General features: G+C 43.5%; 24 protein-coding genes. 20 read left to right on the top strand and 4 right to left on the bottom strand.

Going from position 1 to position 23,358, the window contains the following annotated elements:
* Nucleotides 1–102 precede the first annotated feature (102 nt).
* The 3 genes from K1X76_09200 to K1X76_09210 all read left to right on the top strand — a co-directional run bounded on the left by K1X76_09200 (nucleotide 103) and on the right by K1X76_09210 (nucleotide 2,114).
* Entirely contained in the window at nucleotides 103–900 is a 798-nt protein-coding gene (locus K1X76_09200; protein ID MBX7149252.1) for an SDR family oxidoreductase, read from the top strand.
* A gap of 63 nt (nucleotides 901–963) precedes the next feature.
* Nucleotides 964–1,158 (top strand): hypothetical protein, encoded by a 195-nt coding sequence (locus K1X76_09205; GenBank protein MBX7149253.1) that lies wholly within the window; start codon nucleotides 964–966, stop codon nucleotides 1,156–1,158.
* Between the two features lie 89 nt (nucleotides 1,159–1,247).
* Complete coding sequence (locus K1X76_09210) at nucleotides 1,248–2,114, top strand: hypothetical protein (protein ID MBX7149254.1); 867 nt, start codon at nucleotides 1,248–1,250, stop codon at nucleotides 2,112–2,114.
* A gap of 25 nt (nucleotides 2,115–2,139) precedes the next feature.
* Here the strand turns inward: K1X76_09210 and K1X76_09215 are convergent, their stop codons facing one another.
* Genes K1X76_09215 through K1X76_09225 form a run of 3 tightly spaced genes read right to left on the bottom strand, consistent with a single transcriptional unit; the run spans nucleotide 2,140 to nucleotide 6,264 of the window.
* Nucleotides 2,140–3,669, bottom strand: a complete 1,530-nt coding sequence (locus K1X76_09215; GenBank protein ID MBX7149255.1) for a polysaccharide biosynthesis C-terminal domain-containing protein — start codon at nucleotides 3,667–3,669, stop codon at nucleotides 2,140–2,142.
* On the bottom strand, nucleotides 3,666–5,126 hold the full coding sequence (locus K1X76_09220; protein MBX7149256.1) for a GMC family oxidoreductase: 1,461 nt from the start codon (nucleotides 5,124–5,126) through the stop codon (nucleotides 3,666–3,668). Before K1X76_09220 ends, K1X76_09215 begins: the two co-directional genes overlap by 4 nt.
* The gene (locus K1X76_09225; GenBank protein ID MBX7149257.1) at nucleotides 5,116–6,264 is read right to left on the bottom strand and encodes a glycosyltransferase; all 1,149 of its coding nucleotides are present in this window, start codon (nucleotides 6,262–6,264) and stop codon (nucleotides 5,116–5,118) included. The genes K1X76_09220 and K1X76_09225 overlap by 11 nt, the downstream gene beginning before the upstream one ends.
* Before the next feature lie 113 nt (nucleotides 6,265–6,377).
* Here K1X76_09225 and K1X76_09230 point away from each other — a divergent pair, with 113 nt between their 5' ends.
* The 4 genes from K1X76_09230 to K1X76_09245 all read left to right on the top strand — a co-directional run bounded on the left by K1X76_09230 (nucleotide 6,378) and on the right by K1X76_09245 (nucleotide 8,805).
* Nucleotides 6,378–6,650 (top strand): type II toxin-antitoxin system Phd/YefM family antitoxin, encoded by a 273-nt coding sequence (locus K1X76_09230; GenBank protein ID MBX7149258.1) that lies wholly within the window; start codon nucleotides 6,378–6,380, stop codon nucleotides 6,648–6,650.
* Between the two features lie 4 nt (nucleotides 6,651–6,654).
* The gene (locus K1X76_09235) at nucleotides 6,655–6,915 is read left to right on the top strand and encodes a type II toxin-antitoxin system RelE/ParE family toxin (GenBank protein ID MBX7149259.1); all 261 of its coding nucleotides are present in this window, start codon (nucleotides 6,655–6,657) and stop codon (nucleotides 6,913–6,915) included.
* A complete protein-coding gene (locus tag K1X76_09240) occupies nucleotides 6,845–7,588 on the top strand; it encodes an alpha/beta hydrolase (protein MBX7149260.1) in 744 nt (247 codons plus the stop codon). Before K1X76_09235 ends, K1X76_09240 begins: the two co-directional genes overlap by 71 nt.
* A 299-nt stretch (nucleotides 7,589–7,887) precedes the next feature.
* A complete protein-coding gene (locus K1X76_09245; GenBank protein MBX7149261.1) occupies nucleotides 7,888–8,805 on the top strand; it encodes an endo alpha-1,4 polygalactosaminidase in 918 nt (305 codons plus the stop codon).
* A gap of 7 nt (nucleotides 8,806–8,812) precedes the next feature.
* Here the strand turns inward: K1X76_09245 and K1X76_09250 are convergent, their stop codons facing one another.
* A complete protein-coding gene (locus K1X76_09250) occupies nucleotides 8,813–9,883 on the bottom strand; it encodes a type IV pilus twitching motility protein PilT (protein MBX7149262.1) in 1,071 nt (356 codons plus the stop codon).
* 509 nt (nucleotides 9,884–10,392) lie between these two features.
* Here K1X76_09250 and tadA point away from each other — a divergent pair.
* From tadA to K1X76_09315, 13 genes are all read left to right on the top strand, one after another.
* Nucleotides 10,393–12,096 (top strand): Flp pilus assembly complex ATPase component TadA, encoded by a 1,704-nt coding sequence (tadA, locus tag K1X76_09255; GenBank protein ID MBX7149263.1) that lies wholly within the window; start codon nucleotides 10,393–10,395, stop codon nucleotides 12,094–12,096.
* 124 nt (nucleotides 12,097–12,220) lie between these two features.
* Entirely contained in the window at nucleotides 12,221–13,405 is a 1,185-nt protein-coding gene (locus K1X76_09260) for a type II secretion system F family protein (GenBank protein ID MBX7149264.1), read from the top strand.
* A gap of 191 nt (nucleotides 13,406–13,596) precedes the next feature.
* On the top strand, nucleotides 13,597–13,995 hold the full coding sequence (locus K1X76_09265; protein ID MBX7149265.1) for a type II secretion system GspH family protein: 399 nt from the start codon (nucleotides 13,597–13,599) through the stop codon (nucleotides 13,993–13,995).
* Between the two features lie 260 nt (nucleotides 13,996–14,255).
* Nucleotides 14,256–14,687 carry a prepilin-type N-terminal cleavage/methylation domain-containing protein gene (locus K1X76_09270; GenBank protein ID MBX7149266.1) on the top strand — a complete coding sequence of 144 codons (432 nt, stop codon included), beginning with the start codon at nucleotides 14,256–14,258 and terminating at the stop codon, nucleotides 14,685–14,687.
* Between the two features lies 1 nt (nucleotide 14,688).
* A complete protein-coding gene (locus tag K1X76_09275) occupies nucleotides 14,689–15,213 on the top strand; it encodes a hypothetical protein (protein ID MBX7149267.1) in 525 nt (174 codons plus the stop codon).
* A 1-nt stretch (nucleotide 15,214) separates the two neighbouring features.
* Nucleotides 15,215–15,694, top strand: a complete 480-nt coding sequence (locus K1X76_09280) for a prepilin-type N-terminal cleavage/methylation domain-containing protein (protein ID MBX7149268.1) — start codon at nucleotides 15,215–15,217, stop codon at nucleotides 15,692–15,694.
* A gap of 4 nt (nucleotides 15,695–15,698) precedes the next feature.
* Nucleotides 15,699–17,876: a pilus assembly PilX N-terminal domain-containing protein gene (locus tag K1X76_09285; protein ID MBX7149269.1), complete on the top strand. Its 2,178-nt coding sequence runs from the start codon at nucleotides 15,699–15,701 to the stop codon at nucleotides 17,874–17,876.
* Nucleotides 17,877–18,005: 129 nt separating this feature from the next.
* Nucleotides 18,006–18,824, top strand: a complete 819-nt coding sequence (locus tag K1X76_09290; GenBank protein ID MBX7149270.1) for an AAA family ATPase — start codon at nucleotides 18,006–18,008, stop codon at nucleotides 18,822–18,824.
* On the top strand, nucleotides 18,808–19,545 hold the full coding sequence (locus tag K1X76_09295) for a tetratricopeptide repeat protein (GenBank protein MBX7149271.1): 738 nt from the start codon (nucleotides 18,808–18,810) through the stop codon (nucleotides 19,543–19,545). The genes K1X76_09290 and K1X76_09295 overlap by 17 nt, the downstream gene beginning before the upstream one ends.
* Before the next feature lie 6 nt (nucleotides 19,546–19,551).
* Entirely contained in the window at nucleotides 19,552–20,520 is a 969-nt protein-coding gene (gene pilM, locus K1X76_09300) for a pilus assembly protein PilM (protein ID MBX7149272.1), read from the top strand.
* Complete coding sequence (locus K1X76_09305) at nucleotides 20,513–21,121, top strand: PilN domain-containing protein (GenBank protein MBX7149273.1); 609 nt, start codon at nucleotides 20,513–20,515, stop codon at nucleotides 21,119–21,121. Before pilM ends, K1X76_09305 begins: the two co-directional genes overlap by 8 nt.
* 1 nt (nucleotide 21,122) lies before the next feature.
* The gene (locus tag K1X76_09310; protein ID MBX7149274.1) at nucleotides 21,123–21,716 is read left to right on the top strand and encodes a type 4a pilus biogenesis protein PilO; all 594 of its coding nucleotides are present in this window, start codon (nucleotides 21,123–21,125) and stop codon (nucleotides 21,714–21,716) included.
* The coding region (locus K1X76_09315) for a hypothetical protein (GenBank protein ID MBX7149275.1) at nucleotides 21,697–23,358 on the top strand (1,662 nt) is incomplete at its 3' end. The genes K1X76_09310 and K1X76_09315, both read left to right, overlap by 20 nt.

The raw sequence follows: 23,358 nt of genomic DNA on the forward strand, positions 1-23,358 counted from the left end.
TTTTTTTTAAAAACAGTAAAAATACCGGATAACTTCTTATCCTTTGTGTTTACACTTTACTGTTATAAAGAAGCCCGTTACACCTACTGATAGGGAGACAATATGACACCATCATGGGCTTTAGTTACCGGATCCAGTAGTGGAATTGGAGTATGCTTCGCTTGGGAGCTGGCTCAAAAAGGATATTCGTTGGTGCTGGTTGCCCGCAGGCGAGAACGCATGCTGGAGTTAGCCGCTCAAATCTCAAAAAAATATCTCGTAAGCGTAGAAGTAATTGCGTGCGACCTCTCAGAATCCAGTGCTATACCGCTCATTGTTGCCGAGCTAAACAATAAAAAAATTGAAATTGAGGTTCTAGTCAATAATGCCGGCTATGGAAAACTAGAGTCATTTTTAACCAGCGATAAAGCTATCAATACCAACATGATTGATCTTAATATTAAGGCGCTTACCGACTTAACACATGCGTTAGCCAAACCCATGGTGCAAAACAAAAAGGGGTTTATTTTAATGGTAGCTTCTGTTGGTGCTTTTCAGCCCGACCCCTATTTTGCTGTATATGGCGCCACCAAGGCCTATGTGTTGTCGTTTGGTGAAGCTTTATATCATGAATTAAAACCTTATGGGGTTACCGTCAGCACATTTGCTCCAGGCCCCACCGCCACCGAATTTTTAGACACAGCCAACGTGCCTAAAAGTCCGCTTACTCTTAAATTTTTGGTACCGGCCAATACCGTAGCCGCCATTGGTTTAAAAGGTTTGTTTAAAAAACAGCGTCTGATAGTCCCGGGTTTTTCTAATAAAATCATGGTATTTTTGGTTCAACTTTTACCACGGGCTATTGTGCTGGCCATGGCTGCCTTAACAGCCAAAATGATGATGGGCAAAAACAATACATAATGACATTGCCTTTTAAACTTATATTCATTAAGGTTTTACAAAAAGGGGCTCCTTGGAGGGAGCATGGGCAATCCTTTCGGTGTTCCAGATTACAATTTAAAGTTTGATGACAGGGTTTTAGAATGCCCTGTAGATTTTGGCACGCCCGCAACATCTAACGAGGCCGTTACTCCGCCGCTTGCTCATCCACCCGCACAAGGTCCTTCACCACTTTCCCTTGGCGTGTTAGTCAGCCTACTAATCTTTCGTTTTATATAGCCGTTTCTCCCGGCCTACATAGTATTGCAGGGTTACCCCATGGGGTTGAAGTCCAAACACTTCAACAAATAGACGACGATACTTACCGCATGTCCGTATCGGGCCCTCTTACCGGCGACCACACCATGCCTACTATTAGCTTGGGCCTACAGTTTAGACGCCTCATTCCACAAGCTAATCCCCTTAAACCAGATCAACCGCTTACTTATAGGCTCATGGGGCAACCTCCTATTTCTTTAAATTTTGAATTTGGAAGTTTTAACACCACTCGTTATTCGGCCTACGCCCAGCTTGATACCGAGCAACTACAAGAAGTTTTTGGTATCTCCGACGACGAATTGGATGACATTACAGGCGACATTGCCAAAGGAGATTTTAAAAAACTGTTTAGTTTTATCGACAGTCTCACAGGACTTTTTTCTGATTACGATTTTAGCAACGATGTTCAAACCGACATTGCCCAAACCACCCAAAAAGAATTTTATTTTAGATTTGGCCCTACCATTTGGCTTGCCAGCGGCAACGTTTATAACCCGCAAAAGCGATTTCAGTTTTCACCGGCGGGGGGGTTGGGCTTAAGCATAAACGGGCTTGTATTAGGCAAAGATTTTTACTTTGGCGGCGGACTTGTATTTGATTGGACTGCAGTAAGAGTAAACGCGGGCCCCACACATATTGAACTAGCCGGATTTGCCAGCAGTAATTACAATCACGAAGTTCATACAGGTGAAGATGCAAAAAAGCATGGTGCCTGGGGCGATGGCCAGCTCATCGATTTTCAAACCTGGCTTACGGCACGTGTCTGGTTTGATGTTCGCGTACGCGACAATAAATTTGAACAAAGATTTAACCAACACCTGGAAGACGGCCTTAATCAATTAATAGACCGCGCCCGAGAACTACCCGAAGAACTTGAAAACAACCCTATTATAAAACCGGAAGACATGCCCTTTTAAATTAATTTTAAAACAAAATTAGACGTTAACGCCTTTGTACAAAATAAGATGAAAGTTTAAGCCACAAAGCATCCACAATTTTTTTATCATCTTTGTCGAGCCCCAAAATAAAAATAAGAATAACATACAAAACAAGCCCCGCTACACTTAACAATAAATACATAACAAAACTTGGCTCTACAAATGTTCTTAATCCATGAACAAGAACTAGAGATAAAATACCCGATACAAAAAGTTTAATAAGCGACAAAGAAAAAGCATGCATGTGCAAATAAATTTTAACCTGCACCATTTGCAAAATTCGTAATAGTAGTCGCGATATTGTTGTTGCCACAGCCGAACCCATCATGCCCCATTTGGGAATAAATAAAACATTAAGAATGAGGTTAACAATAAAAACAACAATATTGTTTATTAAATCCAGCCGCGACCTGCCCGAAATAACAACAGGCCACTGGTGCAAGCCAAAAACGGCATTAAACAAATGTCCAAAAGCCAAAAACACCAAAGCCCCGTAAGCTTGCACATAACTTTGCCCCCACAGCATTAAAATTTGATCGCCCATGGTAGACATCACCATATAAAACGGCAAAGCCAAAAAACTTACCCAACGCACCATGCGTTTTAAATTTTCTTCCAAACGGGCCAAATTACCGGTTTCAATACTTTCAGAGACGATAGGACTTAAAACCGGATCAAACGCATAGCGTACCGAACTAATGCTGTTAGATAAGAGAATGATGGCACCATAATTGGCAATAATAAGAGGATCTCTAATGTAAAACCCCAGTAAAATAACATCAAGCCGGGCTAAAGCCTGATTTAACAACTCGGCAAAACCAATGGGCACACTGTAGCGCACCAAATGCCAATTTGTTTTCATCTTAAAAAAGTGATGTCCTACCTCTTTTAAATTAAAACACTTTCCAAAAATATAAACCGACAACACCAGCACACAAAACCCGGCCAATACATGCGCATAAATAATGCCATACTCTTGCACATCATAAAATTGTGATACCCCAACAAGAACACCCAATCCTAAAAGCATGGCAAGCGGGTTAATAATGCCGCGTATCACTAAACTATAACGCATGGTACGCGTAGCCATGGTGGCACTGGCTATGGCCATCATCCCCGCCCAACATAAAACTAACGGCGACAACAGTTTAAGCGAGGTAGCCATGGAGGCATCCTGATTAAAACGGGCAATAGGCTCGGCAAACAAAAGAAGAATACCAATAATAATGAAGGAGCTGCCTAAAACACATTTAAACGATGTGATCAGCGCCTGTAGCTCTCCCATTTTATTATTTTTAATACGCTCGGCCGCTACCGATTTAAGCAAACTTTTATCAAAACCCAAAAGCCCCACCTTGGCCAAAAGCTCAATGATGGAAAAAGCAAAAATATAGGCCCCGTAAGCCAGCTTGCCAAAAAAGCGACTTGCCAAAATATGAAAAACAAACACACCCAGCTCAAGAAGCGCCGACAAATAATTGGTAAGCGTCGACTTGGAGGTAACCTGCGTATCGTTTTTGTGTTCGGCACTCATGATTGAAAATTATCCTTAATATGTTTGGCTACTCTTAAAGCATTTGCCGTAATGGTAAGGCTGGGGTTAACCCCTCCCGATGTTGGCATAAAACTTCCATCTACCACAAAAAGATTGTTTAAGGCATGAAAGCGGCAATATGGATTTAACACCGATTGATTTGGATGATTTCCAAAACGCGCCGTTCCCAAGGCATGCGAAAAACTATCAATTTTTTTTACGTTATGAAAAAGACCGCCGGCTTTGCGTAAAATAGTTTTAGCCTTACCCACCAAATAATTTAAACGTTCATCATCACGCGCGCTGTACTGGTGATGCACAACAAAGCCATTATCTTTAAGGCTAACAGCATTGGTATATTGTGCGTCATCCTCGGCAATACAAATAAAGCCCTGAATATGTTCCGAAATGGCAGCGGCAACACGGCCAATAATTCCTGGATAATGATAACGGGTAGATTCGGGCGGTGGCATACACATATCTTGAATAACACCCACGGCACCTTCTGTTTGAGGTAAATCGTGATAAAAAGAGGTAATGGCAATTTGCTTGTGGTTAAGATGAGTGGGGTTGGTTTTAAACGGAAATACGGATGCCACAACCGCATTATCGTGCCGCATTAAATAATGACCCAACGCTTTAGACGCATCAAGCTCACCTAAGCCCGAACGCAATAACAGAACCGGGCTAAAAAGCGCCCCACCGCTCACAATAAAAGTATTGGCGCTAATTGTAAAAGATGTGCCATCGCGAGTACATTCTACAGCCGTTATTTTTTGATGATCATGCACTAAACTGAGCGCCTCGGTGCCTTCAAGAATTGTTAAAAATTGAGGATTGGCTTTTTCAAGCAGCGTTGTGGTTACATCATTTTTAGCACTTATCTTGCAAGGGAAACCATCACATGTAAAACAGCTCATACAAGTAGGCCTGGTTTTATTATGGCTATTAATAGCCACCGGAAGAGAGAATGGCCTATACCCTAGTTTTTTTGCAGCCTCATACATCCGCTGTGCCGGTGGGGTAAGTGGAATAGACTGGAACGGATAAGGTCTGCGATTAGGCCCCGTGGGATCGGGCTCGTTACTACCATGAACCTCCAGTAAATTTTCGGCCTCGTTATAGTAAGGTTCAAAATCGGCATACGATACCGGCCATGTTTTAAAATCAGATTCTCGTAAACGAAAAGCCGCTCCTCCGTAAAAAATGGACATACCCCCTAATACTTCGTTAAAATAGGCCGGCAATTCCTTACGCCCCAGCTGAACAACCGAAAAAGGATTTTTTGTACGGTAACGCCCCTCTATTAAAATACTTTTAGAATCCCAATCACGCTCATCGCGAGCCACTCTTTTGCCACGCTCAATGAGCACCGTTTTAAGCCCCGCACGCGATAAGGCATAGGCCGCGGCTCCACCGCCAAAACCAGAACCAATGATGGCCACATCATAGTGCATGCGCGTTTTTCTCCAAAAATTCCTGGTAAATTTTTACAGTTTCTTCAATGGCAAAAGTGGGCGTGGGTGCAAAACGGGCTTTTACATGCTCGCGTCCCAAACGTCCCATTTCTTCACGTTCTTCAGGAGTAAGGGCACACATCTTTTTAATAGCACCTGCTAAACCCGAAAGGGATAATGTGGGAACTTCAAAACCCATTTTTCCATTTTCAATAATACCATCCATATTAACAGCATACGAAAAAATACCGGGTAAACCGCAGCACACACCCTCCAGCGCCGCATTGGATAAACCTTCAAAGAGAGACGGCATGATAATTACATCAGAAGCATGGTAAAGTGAGAGCATATCTTTTTGCGCATCTAAAAAACGTACATGCTTTTGAAGCGCATCATTTTTAAGCATTTGATCCACAATCCACGAGGTCACTTTATCACGCTTGCGGCCAACAAGTAAGAGAACAAAGTTTTTGGGTAATTCCCCTTTTTTAAGAAGCCGCTTTAAAGCCCACAATAAAAAAATCTGGTTTTTCTGAATACCCACACGCCCCGGCAGCATAAACACAATTTCATCGGGCTTTATATTCCAGCGCGCTCTTTCAGTTTCATTTTGTTCACGCGTGGGCGGGCTAAAAAAATTAACGTCAATATAATTGTAAATCACCCTAATTTTTTGCGGCGACACCCGCGCTTTCCACATCAGTTCTTTTTTTACACCTACAGAATTAGTGAGGATGGCCGCCTGTCGTTTAGAAAAATATTTTTCAAAGAGAACATAACGCAGCTCAATCATCCGGTTGCGACAAGAAGAAATGATGATGGGCACACCAGCGCGAAGCGCCGCAAAGCGCGCCCAAAAATTGGATTTGTCGCGAAAGCTGTGGAGTATGGTAGGCTTTTCTTTTTTAAGAATGTCGACGAGTTTTCGATACCCTTTAAATCCCATTTTTTCGTAACCCAAAATATAACGCGGCTGATCGGCCGGTTTTTCGCGCGTGAAAAAAATATTATCGTGATACAAACACAACACCGGTTCAAATTGGGGCGGGAGATGATTGATGAGCTCCAAAAGCTGCCGCTCGGGGCCTCCCTGCGCCAAGTTGGGGATGAAATAAAATATTTTAATCTTTTGTGCCATGAAAAGTAACGAATAAACAAATTATTGCACTTTGTCTAGAGAGTAGCTTTAAAAAAGCGTTGCGACTTTCAATTTTATAGTATACACTATTATGTATACTATAGGAGCTTATTATGTACAATCACATTACCCTTAAAGACCTTCGCCCCCAGCTGCCCAAAGTAATCGAAAAAGTCGATTCCGAATTAGGCCGCTATATCATTTCTAAACATGGCGAACCGGTAGCCATTCTGCTTTCGGTAGATGATTATGAGAGCATGATTGAAACTTTGAATGAAACAACCGACAAGGAAAATCTGAAAAACATCAAACAGGGAATGAAAGAAGCCAAATCCGGCAAAACGATTAACTGGAATCAGGTAAAGCGCAAATACCGCTTGGAATAAAACCATGTATCAGGTTGAATTAACCCGCCAAGCCGAAAAAAGTTTTGCCACACTCATAAAAGCGCATGCCGGAATGGGGAAAAGAGTGGCACACGCTATCGATTTACTGGCACAAGATCCATCCATCGGCATTCCTTTAAAAGCCGAGCTTAAAGGTCTTTTTAAATATCGCATTGGTTCTTATCGTATTATTTATGAAATCAAAAAAACAAAACTCATCATCACCATCATCGACATTGGCCACCGCAGAGAAATCTACCGTTAAGCTCAACTTACTAAAAGCCTTATTCGATGAATTACGCCTTCCTTTTCACATGGCTTATTTAGGATTTAAGTGGTCTGCCCTTTTAAAATTCAGACAGGGAAAATCTCAACTCATTTACGTTATTCCCGGCTATCTCACTTCCGATCGCTCCACTCATATTCTTCGGCATTTTTTATTGGCACATGGATACGATGTACATGGATGGGGTTTAGGAACTAACAATAAAAGTGTTGTTTCTCTGTTACCGCAAATTACCGAAAAACTTAAAACCTTAACAAATCAAAAAAAGAAAAAAGTAATTTTAATTGGCTGGAGTTTAGGGGGTTACCTTGCACGCGAAGTGGCTCGTGACAATCCGCAAATCATTGACCGTGTTATCACCATGGGAACCCCCAACCGCGGCGGACCAAAAATGACCGCTTACGAGGAAAAAAACAAAAAAGGCCCCGAAGAAGAAAAACGAATTGAAAAAATTATTGCCGAACGCGAAAAAACACCCATTACGGTTCCACTGTACAGCATCTATAGCAAATCGGATAAAACGGTGTGGTGGGAGGCAAGCGTGGATAACGATAAAAGACACCAGGTTATCCATCACGAAGTACATGCTTCGCATGGAGGCTTAGGGTTTCATCCGGATGTTTATCAATTAATTTTAAAATGCCTCTCTTAAGGACTTTGAAGGAATGTACTTGTTCTACTAAAAACATTGAGAATGGCCGTATTACTTCTGCTTTTAACAACACCGGGAGCTGCATCTACTGCAACCTGTGCCAGCATGCCAAAAAAACCGTTTGAGCGACTACTCTATAAACTACTTTATAACGCGGGGGGCTACTCCCTTGAAGTATTCATAAATAATGCCCTTTCTGAGTTGGATCCGGACTTGCCCAAGCCGGCTTAAAAAGTTTATCGGCCTAAGCGATAAAAAGTTGCTTACTCTATTCAATAAATCGCTATATAATTTCATCTATGAAAACAATTAGAAAAGCGCTTCTCATATCTATTTTTAGCCTTTTTATTGCCTGTGGCGGCTCCTCGGGCGGTAGTGGTGGAGGAATAAACTTTCCTTCCACAGGGCGCGTTGTAGGCGTTTCCAGTTGGGGATATCAGCTGCAAGATATTGATTTAGACGAAGTGGGAGCATCCGATTTTGATTTGGTAGTTGTGGATTATTCGGCCGATGGTTCGGATGAAGAGGCTTTTAGTGAGGATGATGTTAACACCATGCGGGGCAACAATAACAAGCTGGTGATTTCCTATTTTTCTATTGGGGAGGCCGAAGACTACCGTTATTATTTTGATGCGGGCGCTTCCTATGTAGATGCCGAAAACCCTGACTTTCCGGGAAACTTTAAAGTATTTTACTGGGAAGACGAATGGCAGGAATTAATGGAGGGATATTTAGATAAAATAATTGCCGCCGGTTTTGATGGGGCTTATTTGGATATTATTGACGCCTACGAATATTACGGACCCGGAGGTGATAGCGGATTAGATCGCGATAGCGCAGCCGACGACATGACTAATTTTGTAATCAGGCTTGCAAATTACGCACGGGCTCAAAACGAAGATTTTATTATTATTCCACAAAACGGTTCTGGCATTATTAATGATGCCTCCAATGCCGATGATTACTTATCGATGATTGATGCCATTGGCGTAGAAGATACTTTTTATTTTGGCGATGCAGAAAATGATAATGACTTAGATCAACAGGATGAGGTGATTGATAATTTACTCACCTATCAAGATAACGATATTGTGGTGTTGTCGGTAGATTACGTTACCGACGCCGATAAAGTAGACAACTTTTATAACTTAGCCAGCGATGCGGGTTATATCCCCTATGCTACAATAAGGGCTTTAGATGCTCTAACCATGAATTAATATTATTTTACATCCCCAGCATCTTCTTTAATTCTTCGTATTCGGTAGCATATTCAAGCGCACGTTCTTTGGTGATGGAACCATCATTTACAAGGTTAGTAAGTGATTGAGTCATGGTGTGCATACCCGTTTTATCGCGGCCAATTTGCATGGCAGAGTATAATTGGTGAATTTTATCTTCACGAATTAAATTACGAATAGCGGGATTAGGAATTAAAATTTCAGTAGCTAACGCTCGCCCCCCGTTTTTTTTAGGGATGAGTTGTTGCGAAATTACACCTTCCAAAATAAAGGAAAGCTGCGTGCGTATTTGCGGCTGCTGATGTGGGGGGAACACGTCAATCACACGGTTAATGGTTTGCACGGCCGTGTTGGTATGTAACGTTGCAAAAACCAAGTGACCCGTTTCAGAAATAGTAATGGCTGCCGCTATCGTTTCTAAATCTCTCATTTCGCCCACCAGCACCACATCGGGATCTTGACGTAAAATGCGTTTAAGCGAAGCGCCAAAACTGTGCGTATCTTTTTCAACTTCACGCTGAACAACAAGTGCTTTTTTGGATGAGTGCACAAATTCGATAGGATCTTCTACAGTGATAATATGAACCGGTTCGGTTTTATTGATAGCATCTACCATGGCCGCAAGCGTTGTTGATTTACCACTACCCGTAGGGCCTGTTACCAAAACCAAACCACGGGGCTTTTTGCAAAGGTCCATTACCGTTTGCGGCACACCAATTTTTTTGTAATCAGGAATTTCGGTAGGAATGTGACGAAACGCGCCCGATACCGAATTGAGCTGCATAAACAAATTCACACGAAAGCGCGCAATACCTTTGTGCTCAATGGCAATATCAAGCTCCCAATCCTGCTCAAATTGTTTGATACGTTCGGGAGGCGTTTTTTCGTAACACAATCTTTTTGCATCTTCGGGCGTTAAATTAAAATCTTCAAGGGGAGCTAAATCACCATCCACTCTAATTTGAGGAGGCGAACCTGCAGAAATATGCAAATCGGATGACTTTTGCTCAAGCATGCGGTCGAGCAAATTTTCGAGAGTAAGCGTGGCTCCTGACATAGTTATAAATTGTACAGGTGAGTTTGTAATACGGGCAAGCTGTTTTTCGCTATTCGCTATTCGCTGATCGCTGATCGCAAGGTAAAAACTCTTATAATCTTGTTATTCACGATTAGCGATAAGCGATGGACGATAAGCCCACTTCTTCCTACCCCTCCATTTTTTTGACGCTTTTTATTCACTTTTTGAGCACGCGCCCCCTCAAAGCACAACTAAACCAAGCTTTTTCAAACACTTAAATAATACAGGTTTTTTTAAACCCCAATTAACTCTGGCACAGCCCTTGCTCCTAATTAGGAAATAAATACATGTAAAAAAATACCCTATTTGTAGAGTTTTTACACACCCTCAAAAAAGGACACAGAGCCATGAAAAAAATAAAGAAAGAAAAAGTAAAAATTATCGTTAAAAAACAAATACTTATAACAATTCATTAGTCTTGGTACTTTAAGCAGGCTTTTGGCATGTCTCATGCTTAATAAGCCCCTATTAGGAGTTTATACTATTATATGTACTCAGCCGAGAAACAGGTTTTTCAAGGTAGCGAATCCATCAGCCAATACCAAAACGAATTGGTATCTGAAGGTCTTGTTACGCGCGATCAGTTAGCCATTGCTAAAATTAGCATGGAAAACCTGGGTCTCGATTTAGGCTCGGTACTTATTAAAAAGGGTTTTGTTAAAGAAGAGCAGCTCCTTAAGTTTTTAGCGAAACGCTACAACATCGAATACATCACCCTCAAAGATTTTCAAATTAACCCGGAACTTTTTCACAAATTACCCCTTCACTTAAGCCGCCAGCACAAAGTGGTTCCTCTGTACATGAAAGACGACAAAATTGTGGTGGCCATGGCCAATCCCTTCGATTCGTTCGCTCAAGACGATATTCGTGAAGCGTTAAAAATGGACCTTGAGCCCATGCTTGCAAGCCTCCGCGAAATTGAGGACTGCTTCCGCAATATTGGCGATAGTACCGCCACCAACGATGATAAGGGTTTAACCCTGGAGGTTTCTTCCGACAACACACAAAACGAAACCGAAACGCGCAAGATGCAGGAAATGGCTTTGGGGCCCAAAGTGGTATCGGCGGTAAACAGCATTATTGCCCGTGCCCACGCCGAACGCGCCAGCGATATTCATATTGAACCATACCGTAACAACACACACATACGCTTTCGCATAGACGGCATGCTTCGCGAACGCGGCACCTTGGCTAAAAACATGCATTTGCCCGTTGTATCGCGCGTTAAAATTTTAGCAGGGCTTGACATTGCCGAACGGCGCGTACCACAAGACGGACGCGTCCGTGTGCTGCTTGTGGGAAATCCGCTGGATCTCCGTATTTCAACCTGTCCCACACAACACGGCGAAAAGGTGGTGATTCGCTTGCTCTCAAAAGATGCTGTAAAAGGCATTGAAGGCTTGGGGTTTGATGAAGACCAACGTAAAACATTTTCGGATATTATCACGCGCTCTCACGGTATTTTTCTTATTACAGGCCCCACAGGCTCAGGAAAATCAACAACGCTGTATGCGGCATTACAACGCATCAATTCACCCGAGAAAAATATTATTTCTATTGAAGACCCTGTTGAAAACGAAATTGAAGGAGTTAATCAGGTAGCTGTTAACACCAAAACAGGGCTCACCTTTGCCACCGTACTGCGCTCGGTATTACGCCAAGATCCCGATGTCATTATGCTGGGCGAAATTCGTGACGGTGAAACTGCTCTCATTTCTGTGCGTGCTGCTATTACCGGCCACTTGGTGCTTTCTACACTACACACCAACACAGCCGCCGGCGCCATTTCGCGCCTCATGGATTTAGGCATTGAACCGTTCATGCTGTCGAGCGCTTTAAAAGGTGTGATGGCCCAACGCTTGGTACGCAAAATTTGCGATCACTGCCGTGATGAAATTAATTTGGCCGAATGTGAATTTCCCCACTTAGCCAGCCGTGTGAAAAAAGCTTTTAAAGGAAAAGGTTGTAAATCTTGCCACTACACCGGTTACGCCGGCCGTATGGGCATTTTTGAATTAGCCGCCATCGACGAAGACGTACGCACTCTTATGTATAAAAACTCCGGTGAAGGCGAAATTGTGGCCTGCCTGCGCAAAAAAGGCGTGAAGTCCATCGTGCAAGACGGCCTGGATAAAATTGAGATGGGGCAAACAACTTTTGAAGAAGTGGTGAGAGTAACTGAGGAAGATTAAAGAACTACCCCCTGTTGTCCCCCTTACAAAGGAGGACAAAGAGTTCCCTCCCTTTGTAAGGGAGGGCCAGGGAGGGTAGAGACGATAAAAAACTATGACGATGTATTCTTACAAAGCGCGCGATATGAACGGCCTCCTTGTAATGGGCCAGATGGAAGCTCCATCGATGGATCCTATTCGCGAAATGCTCTCCGATCAGGGGCTTATTCCTATTGCCGTGTTTCAGGGTTCTAGCCGTGTAGCCCAAGAATCGCTCGCCATTTTTAACCATGTTTCCAGCGAAGAACTCATGCTTTTTACGCGCCAGTTTCACACCTTGTTTAAAGCCGGCATGGACATGGACACCTTGCTGCACACCATGGCGCAGCAAACCAAAAACAAATTTTTTAAAGATGCCATTTTGCGCATTAAAAGCGACGTTGCTTCAGGCTCCTCTCTCTCACGCGCGTTTGGCCAACATCCAAAAATTTTTAACGAATTATATTTGAGCATGCTCAATGCCGGTGAAGAAGCTGGTATTTTGGAAGATGTACTGGGTCAACTCTCCACGGTAATTGAAAAAGAAACGGCACTCAAATCGGCCGTATCATCGGCCACTCTGTATCCCAAAATTGTTATCTTTGTTCTTATTGTAGCCTTCTGCGTGTTGATGACATACGTGGTGCCCAAATTTTCGGTATTCTTTGCACACTACGATGCCGAACTCCCTCTTCCCACCCGCATGATGATGGGCATGAGCGATTTCATGCGCAATCAATGGTACATCCTAATTTTTATGGTGGTGGCCGGTATTTTTGCGTTTAGAAAATGGCAGTCTACCGCCAAAGGTCGTTTTGCCTGGGACCGCATTAAATGGAAATTACCTGTGTTTGGTCCGCTGGGGCAAAAAGTGGGCAATGCCCGTTTTGCTCACATTTTAGGAGCCCTCTACAAAGCCGGCCTTCCCATCACCCGCGGGCTTGAAATTACCGCCTCCACCGTAGGTAACGAAGTATTTGTTCGCGAAGCTTTGGGAGTAAAAGCCGAAGTAGAAAAAGGCGGCAGTATTTCGCAGGCCATGCGCCAAACCAAATATTTTAGCCCATTACTCATTGAAGCCACCGCCATCGGCGAAAAATCGGGTGCCTTGGACGACATGTATAAATCCGTTGGCTCGCACTACGACTTAGAAGTGGCGCACACGCTTAAAAATTTAACAACACTTTTGGAACCCATCCTGCTCTTTTTTGTGTTCGGGTTCATCGTGCTTTTTGCCCTGGGCATTTTCTTGCCCATGTGGGGCATCTCGCGCGCGGTGTTGCATCATTAGTAAACAGCGCCAAGGGCGCGTTGAGGGGGAGGCTCCAGCCGGCTTTGCCGGTGGAGGGGGCGACGTGAGCCCCTCAAAAAACAGACTTTTTACATGTCAAACGGGGTTGTCCTGTTTGACCAAATTAAAACCGTCCCTTAAGGGGCAAAACGTTCAGAAGGAAAATTCCTTTTGAATGGGAGGATAAAACAATGAAACAACTTAAAAACCAAAAAGGTTTCACCTTAATCGAATTGATTTTGGTGATTGTAGTATTAGGCATTTTAGCCGTGGCTGCTTTACCCACGTTTATCGACGTGTCAACAGACGCTGCTACCTCGTCTATGCAAGGTGTTGTAGCTTCGGTACGTGAAGGTATTTCGCTGTATCGCGCTAACGACCTTGTAGGCGGCGGTACTGGTATCTATCCTGCCGATTTGGGCGGAGCTGATGCCACCGCTTGTGATACTACCGCTTGCTTTGGTACCGTTTTGGAACAAGCTGTTAACGATAGTCGTTGGAGCAGAGTTGATTCCACTCATTACAATTATTCAAGTAATGGAGTAACAGGCAACTTTACCTACGACCCTGTTGCCGGAACCTTTCAATAAGCAGTAGTTTAGAATTGCAGTTTAAAAAAGGCGCTTCCCGTAAGGGGGCGCCTTTTTTATTAATCTTTTCCTATATTTTCCAAGCTCCAACCTATAAATAGTATCTTTTTTTCCCCTTGTGTCATTTCAACACATATTGAGCGTTAACAAGCATTAATCTAGCCCTTTAGATGGCTAATATATACAATAATTTCATATACTTAAATAATAAAATTACTTCTAAACACTTTGGCACACCCTATGCACTATAGTAGCCTTGTATGAAAGGATTATTGAAAAAATTACACAATCAGAAAGGCTTCACTTTTATAGAAGCCATCTTAACGGCCGTACTCTTGGCCGTAGGATTAACGGGCGGTTATGCCATGATGCAAAACTCCATCGATCACAGCCTCGATAACGACCACCTGGTGATTGGGTCGCAATTAGCTAACGAAAAACTACAGATGATCATCGCCGATAAAACCTTTGTAGGCTATTCCAGCATTACCCAAAACAATTATCAGCAAGAAACCTTAAGCGGAAGCTACAGAGGTTTTACCCGTTCTACGTCGGTTACCGAAGTAAGCTCTAGCGATTTAAGCACCCCACAAGCCGGCAGTGGTTATAAAAAAGTGGAAGTAACCGTCCGTTGGGGAAACGATACAGGGCAGCAGGTAAAAGTATCTACCATGCTGGCCAACCATACTTAATATGAAAAATGTGTTTCACATTTTAAAGACGAACAAAGGCTTTTCCATCATTGAAGCCGTGTTAACCATTTCCATCATGTCACTCATGTTTGGGGTAGCAAGCCAGGCCATGATTTCTAACTTAAGCACCTATGCCTTTATTTCTAACCGTCAGGCTGCTTTATCAGACATGCGTTATGCCATGAATTTGGTCACCAACGAATTAACCCGTTTAAGTAGCGCCAATATTCAATCTATTTCGGCTACCAGCATTACCTTTAGAGATATTAATGGCAATAACGCAACCTACAGCTCCAGCACTCAAAACGGTGTTACCTCGCTCATGAAAAACAACGAAAAACTGGCTAGCCCCATCAGCGGTTTTACTTTGGCCTATTTAGACCAAAACGGAAACACCACCGCTGCCATCAGCTCGGTAAGAAAAATTAAAGTGACCATGACATCGGCCCAAAAAGATAATGAAGGGAATATTTCGCTTACTACCATGATTATTCCCCGTAACTTTTTATATAGTAACTATCAATAATATGAAGACGCTTTTAAAAAAATCTGCCGGCAACCAAAAAGGTTTTACCCTTATAGAACTGGTACTCACCATTGTGGTTGTTTCTATTTTATCGGTTGTGGCCATGCCCAATTTTGATACCAGCGCTATCACGCTTGATTCGGCCTCGCGTAAAATTTTAACCGATATCCGTTACGCCCAAAATTTATCTACCACAACACTGGATGCCTACGGCTTTAGAGTAACAGGCGCCACTACCTATCAAATTTACAAACAATCTACAGGCGCTGTTGCTACCAATCCCATCACCAACAAGCCCATGCAATACGATTTATCTACCAATTTTTCCGGTGCGCGCTTTACCAATCAAAACATCAATGTTATTTTTAACGCATACGGTAACCCCACGTCAGGAGGAGGCACTAACATTACCCTGTCGGTTTCGGGCACACAAAAAACAATTAGTGTGTCCAGCACATCAGGCTATGTTGGCTTGCTTTAAGCTTATGAACCCAGTGTCCATACATCCTTTAAAAAATGATCGAGGGTCAACACTCATAGGAGCGCTTATTGTTATTTCCATGCTGGGGCTTTTTGGCATGGCCGTTACCGAAATGACTGTGGGTGAAAAAACTTCCAGTGTAAACGAAATGCAAACCGTTCAGGCTCAAGGTGTGCTTGATGCTGGTATGCAATATGCCCGTATTCGTGTGGATCAGGGTTATAGCCCTGTAGTAAACAATAAATCTTTTGGACCTGGTTCTTTTACCGTTACCGCCAATCCCTCAACCGGACTTGTAACGGTAACAGCCACCGTAGGAAACGCTAAAAAAACAGGGAGCTTTACCACCTCGTTTGCCAGCCAGTGCGTTACTTTAGATACTTCGCTCGCACAAAGTAATGGAAATGTATTAAGTGGTATTCGCCTTATTAAAAGTTGCAGCAATGCAGCCGTGATTATGACACGCACCCAAATGGATTGGGATGTGAGCTGCACACCCGACTACACGCAAGTGGCCGATCCCGACCATGCCAACAAAGTACTCATTTGCCATTGCGGTGGTAACGGCAATGCCTGCGACGGCAACGGTGCCGATAACGGTTGTAACACGCTTTCGGTAGCTACATCCGCCTGGGAAAACGGACACCGCGACCAGCATGAATTAGATTATTTGGGCGCTTGCGATGGCGAATACATTTGCTTGCGCGACACAGGTCACCGCGACCGCGCCGGTAACACCATTGAAGGATGGACAGTAGCCTCCAGCACTTTTTACAGTACGGCTAGCCACATTGGTACGCCTGTTAACGGGGCTGCCGGCGGCGACTGGATTGACGGTGCCGATACCTCGCTTACCGGTACCGGTAATTTTAATTTTCCAGCTATTACCTATCACAACACCTTGGCCGATCAAGCCAGCTACGAAATTTCGGTTGAATTTGCTGACGGCAGCGTGCTGTACGACCAGTTTGCTCTTAATAACGGTACCAGCCAAACGCCTGGAGTTACTCCGGGTGTAGATGTGAATGCTTCTAACCAAGTAGTGGTAGACCCTTATAAACAAGTGACCGTTCAAATTTTGGGAACCTCCATCACTTATGGCGCCGGAGGCCCCACTATTCCCATTACCACCAAGCTGGGCAAAGTAGCGTCTAACGGAACAATAACCTATACTGATTTATTTAACGGCGCCGCTGTACACGGTGGCGAAACCTATGTAATGAACACCTACGATACCTCCGCCAGCTATACCTTAAAAGGCAGCGGTTCTTACAGCAGTTTCTCGGCTTCCTACGACAGCTCGGTAAACTCGCCGCAGGTAAAAGTACTGATGAATGGCGATAGCGTGCCCAATATCACCCCCTTTGCTAACCAAAGTACTATTGAATCATACCTAAGAAATTATATTGTAAATCGCAAAGTAGTGCTTAATCCAAATCAGGTTATCTTCTTGTTTGAAATTGGCATGAACGTAACCTCTAGCCCCAACAGCTCGGCCGTTGACTATCAAGACTTGGTGGCTTTAATGACCGTTGCCGATGGAGATCCCTGTGCTACACCTCCTGTGGATCCTGGTTTTACCATTGAAAACGATCACACCATCACCATTGATGCCGATCATCAAATGAAAGTGAAAGTGTTGGGAACCGCTATTACCTACGGCGTAGGCGGCCCTACAATTCCTGTTACCCTCAGCATGGGTAAGAAAAGCGGTAACCATATGAACTACACCAATCTCTTTAGCGGCAATGCGGTTGTAGCGGGTAACTTGTATACCGAAAATAGTGATAACAACGGTGATACCTATTCGTTTAAAGCCTCGGGTAAATACAAACAGGGCAATAAAACCCTGTTTAGCGCAGCCTACGATAACTCGCAGGATAGCAGCCAGGTGTTAACATTAGTGAACGGTGACTCCGTACCCAGTACCGCAGCCTTTAACAGCCAAATCCGTCAGTTTTTGGCTCCTTATGTGGTGAACGGAAAAATTACACTAGATGCCAACCAGGTCATCCTGCTGTACGAAATTGGCAACAACGCAACCCGTTATCCTAATGATCCGGCCACCGACTTCCAGGACCTGGTGCTGCTGGTACAGTCTAAAGACTTAACCGATGTCAATGCCCCCGCTGGTCAGGGATCAAATTACGGCAATAACCAAATCAGTATCAAGAAGAAGTAATCTGTTGCCCGACTTTAAAAAAAATGATAAATTTCAACAACCTAAATCGGCTCTCACGAGCCGGTTTGGGTTTGTTTGAAGAAGCCTATCGTCTATCTGCCATTTTTTAAGCTTCTTTAAGGGGGTTTTGTGTACCAGAGCTTTTTCGGTCTTGTGGAAAGACCTTTTAATTTAACACCCGATACCCATTTTATTTATCCCTCTCCGCAACATGAAGGGATTTTAAAAACATTGGAGTATGGGATTAATGAACGTAAGGGGTTTTTATTGCTTACTGGAGAAGTAGGCACTGGTAAAACAACCCTCTTGCGCGCGCTTTTAAACCGCCTCCCCATCAACGTTTCCACAAGTCTCATTTTAAATCCCTTACTCTCCACCGAAGAACTCTTAAAAAGCATCTTAAAAGATTTTGGCTGCAAAACCCAAGCTCAAACCACGCACGACATGCTGGATGCCTTAAATCATTTTGTTTTGGAAAAAAACAGGGCCGGCGAAAATGCCGTAGTGTTTATTGATGAGGCGCAAAATTTATCCTTTGAATCGCTAGAAATGACCCGTCTTTTATCTAATTTAGAAACCGAACGTGAAAAATTGTTGCAGATTGTTTTAGTGGGTCAACCCGAACTGGAAGAAAAACTGGCCGAACCCAGGCTGCGCCAGTTAGCCCAACGCATTCAAATTTTTTGCAAATTGCAGCCACTCGACCGTACCAATTTAGAACGTTACGTGCATTATCGATTGGAACGTGCCGGGCACAGGCCCATGGTAGAATTTGAAAAATCGGCCTTTAAAGAATTGTATAGGGCCAGTGGTGGCGTACCCCGTGTGGTAAACAGCATTTGTGAAAACGCGCTCTTGGCCGCTTACTCTTTAGACACACGGGTTATCAGCGGAAATTTGGTTAAAAAAGCGGCACAGGAGGTGCCTTATCATGTCCATCATTCTTGATGCCTTAAAAAAAGCCGAAAAAGAACGCCAAGACCAAACCTCACCCGAACAGCCAGCACAAGCACCAACACCAGGCCCCAAAAAAACATCGTCTGTGCTCATGGGTATTGTGGTGATGATGGGACTTTTTGGTGCGGGCTTTTTAATTTATAACCACTTTTTAAAAGATCGTTTTTTTACGCAGCAGGTAGCCACTCCCGTTTTGCAGCCTAAAACCATTGCCGCCCCCTCACCCGACGAAGAAGCTGCAAAATTAAAAGATGAAGCGCTCACTCTTTTTTACAGCGAAGATTACAAAAAAAGCGAACGTAAATGGCAGCAAGTGGTAGAAACTACCCCCAACGACGCCGATGCCTACAACAGTTTGGGATTAACACAAAAAAAGATGGGTGATGCCAACAGCGCTTACCACTCCTACGAAAAAGCACTGGAGTTAAAACCCGATTTCCCCGAAGCCTTAAACAACATGGCCGCCCTGTATTTGGAACGCAACCAAACCGATAAAGCCAAAGACCTGCTGGATCGCGCCATTGGCCTAAAAAATGATTATGCCGAGGCTTATTTTCACCGTGCCGTAGCAAGCGAACGTTTGGGCGAACTAGCTAAAGCAACCACCGATTATAAAAAGTTTTTGGATTTAACTCCCAATATTGAACCGGGACTGGAAGGCCAAATAAAAATGCGTTTGGCTCTTATGGAAGCACAAAAAGAAAAGAAATAAATATTCATGGATCTTAAAACCAACCTCACGCTCGACATGTTTAAGCCGCGTCTTCCCTCGCGTAAAACCAATACGCTGGGTGTAGATATTGGCACACAATCGGTTAAAGTGGTGCGTTTATCGGTAAAAGAAAGTCAAAAACCAAAATTTGAGTTTGCAGGCATTCTTGAATCTAGTCCGTCAGACCCACAGTTTGCCAATAAATTTAAAGATTTTATTTCCAAAAATAAACTCTCTGACCTTAATGCCGCCGTATCTATTGAAGACAAAAGTTTAAAAATTCGCAAACTGGAATTGCCCAAAATGCCCGATGCCGATTTAAAAGAAGCCGTTAAATGGAAAATGCGCGATGTAGTAGAAGGCAATATTGAAGATTTTGTGGTGCGCTCATCTATTGTGAGCGGTAACGAACCCGACTCTAAAAAACTAACTTTAGTAGGATACGCCATTAAAAAAGCCTCCGTTACGCATGCCATGAAGCATTTATCGGATGCGGGGCTGCGTCCGGTTTTTGTAGAGCCTTCGGCCGTAAGCTTGGCTTCCAGCATCGATAATTTTTACCCGTCGGATGACATGTGGCTGGCAGGGCTAGATTTGGGATATTCCAAATCCACCATGATTATTATTGGGCGCGGTAAATATTATTTTTCACGTCCACTTCCGGGCATTAGCATTCAAAATAGTGAGCAAGATGCCGAAAATTTTAACCCCAAACTTGCTGCCGAAATTCAAAACACGCTGGATACCTTTGCCGTAACCTTTCAGGTGGAACAAATTAACCAAATGTTTTTATCGGGCGGCGGATCTAATCGCGACGGGTTATTGGATTACCTCACAAAAAATTTAGGTCTTAAATCCACACTGCTTGATCCTTTTTCATTTGTGGATATTAGCCCAGATAAATACGAAAAAATTGAAGGCCGGCATTTGTATGCCCCGGCCGTGGCATTAGCGATGATTACGCAATATGATTGAACGTATAAATTTTATAGAAAAGAAGCCGTTTGACTTTACCTACCAAAAAATTTTGGCGATTGTAGGGGTGTTTATGGCCGTAGCGGCTCTTTTATTTGGCTATCAAACCGTGCGTTTTAAAATACACGAAAAAAAGATGGCCTCGCTCAATGAATCCATTCAGCAATTGCAGCACGAACGCGACCGCTTGCTAAAAGCCGCCCCGCCCAAAATAGGCGGCGGGCGTCATGCCGATTTAACCAATATTTTTAACACCACGCCCATATGGAATGAACTGGTGGATGATATTACCGGACGCCTTCCCAGCACGGTATGGCTTACCGAATTTACCGGATCGGTGCGTACCAATACGCCGGCCCCTTCCAAAAAAGATAAAAAAGAATCAAAGCCCGAAAACCCCATGGAAGAAACAGCGGCTCCCAGTGTAACCCGCTCGCTGGAGCTAAAAGGGAATGCCAAAGAATTTGACAATATCGCACTTTTTTTAAGCCAGCTGAGTGCCTCGCCCTTTATAAAAGGGGCTACCCTCACCGATTCTAAAAAAACACAGGATATTTATACTTTTTCTATTGAATGCGATTTGGCAACAGGAAGCTTGTAATATGGACAGCACACTTAAAAAATCGGCAACCCCGCGTGAACTGGTGATGATTATTGTGGCCACCATCGCCCTTTTTATGATTTTTATCCGCATGGTTTATAAACCCAACGCGCAAAAAATGGCCGATTTAAGTACGCAAATGGAAAGTGTATTGGCCGAACAAAAATCGCTGTCTCAACAGGTAGAATTGTTAACGCAGCAAAAACAAAAAAAGCAGGAAAGCGAACCTCCGGTAGTGGGTAACTCCAAAATACAAATTTTAAATGGCGCCTTAAAACCCGATATTTCGGAAACGCCCGAACTTATCAAAACTCTTTCCGACCCTGCTTTTGTAAACGGGCTAGTTATTGATTCCATTTCTTACAAACCCGAAAAGCCATCAGGAGCCCACAAAGAAATACCTATTACCATACGAGCTCATGGTACCTTCAACAAGCTCAATGGTTTTTTAAAAAACCTGGATGAATTAAACGTGCTTTTTTCGGTTGATTCTGTCACCATTACTACCGACTCCATAGTACAAGGCGAGATGTCGGTGGATATGAGTGCCACCTTTTATTTAATTGAGGGGATTCATGCTGAACAACATTCGTAATCTACTTTTTACCGTTATCTTAGGCTTGTCGTGCGCCGCCCATGCAGCGGACGAGGCCAAAAAAACAGAACCCTTGTCGGATTTGTCGCTCAATGCTTTTGAAAGCAAAAAAATGACCGACGGCCCGCGTGATCCGTTTTCGCCGGGGGCTAAAGAAGGAACTGTTGATCCCTCTACCTTAAGTTTGGAAGGCATTATTTCCAGCACCAACCTGCATTTGGCTTTAGTATCGGGAAAAATTGTGCGCGAAGGCGATTCTGTTGGTTCGTTTTTGGTTAAAGAAATTGATACGGGCAGCATCACGGTACAATCTGTAGCAGGACTGCATAAACTTGAAACCAGCGCCTTTTTAGGTAATCGCTCTTCGGGCGGCCAGTACGATATTGTATTTCAAAATGCCGAATTAAAAGACGCCGTTAATATGATTGGCGCCGCCGGTAAGTTTAATATTATTGCGCCTCAAGATTTGGCCGGAAAAGTATCGGTTATTTTTGAGCAAACCACTTTAAAAGATGCTTTGGCTTCCATTTTACGCGTGAACAAACTGGAATTTGCTGAAGAAAATAATATTTTGCGTGTAGGTGCTGGTGATTCTTTTCCAGAAGGCACCAATCTTGAAACTCAAACTTTTAATTTACGCTATGCTGCTGCCAAAGATTTGGTGGAAACCATCAAAGAGCATGTATCCGATAAAGGCTCTGTAGCCGCCGATGACCGCACCAATTCACTCATCATTCAAGATAATGAAGCTTCCATGGCCCGCATTGCCGAGCTTATTAGGCAGCTGGATAAACAGGATACACAGGTGCATATTGAAGCTAAAATTGTGGACGTAACGCGCAACTTTAGCCAAAGCATGGGTATTCAATGGGGCTTTACGCGTGATACAGGCCGTGTGCAAGGTTTTAGCTCGGATGGCGCCGGCGGTTATAACGTAAATTTACCAGCCGATAACCCTACCAGTGGTGTAGGTTTACTTGTAGGCAACGTGGTAAAAAATACCAATCTTTCGGCTGAGCTAACCATGGCCGAAGGCCGCGGCGATGCGCACATTATTTCGCAGCCTTCCATTTCAACACTTAATAACGTACCCGCTAAAATTAGAAGTGGTGTTAAATTTTATGTGAAAAGCACTTCTACTATTGCTGTAGGCGGTTCCAGCGGCACTTCTAGCGGTTCGGAAAGTAATTTGGAAGAAATAGACACCGGCATTGAACTTTCGGTAACTCCACAAATTACACCCGACAGCACGGTAAAACTTAAAATTGCCGCCACCGAATCGGAAGCCGATTTTACCCGTGCGGTAGACGGAATTCCGGCCGTGGTTGATAACGTGGCCACCACCACCATTATTGTGAATAACGGCGAAACCGCCGTAATTGGCGGTTTAATGAAAGTCAATAAATCCAAAACCACCAATGGAGTTCCTGTTTTTTCTACCATCCCTATTTTTGGAGCTTTATTTAAATCGAAAGTTAAAAATAAAACCGATAATGAATTACTTATTTTTATTACACCCCGCATTATGGGCAAGGAAGTTTACGTTTCTCCGGCTGACATTTCGAGCTCTACCAATAACGCTGTAGAAAAAGAAATTATTAACACATCTACTACCAACAAAAAAGCCTCCCACAAATACGAT

Source organism: bacterium (assembly GCA_019695305.1).
GTDB lineage: Bacteria > UBA10199 > UBA10199 > UBA10199 > JAIBAG01 > JAIBAG01.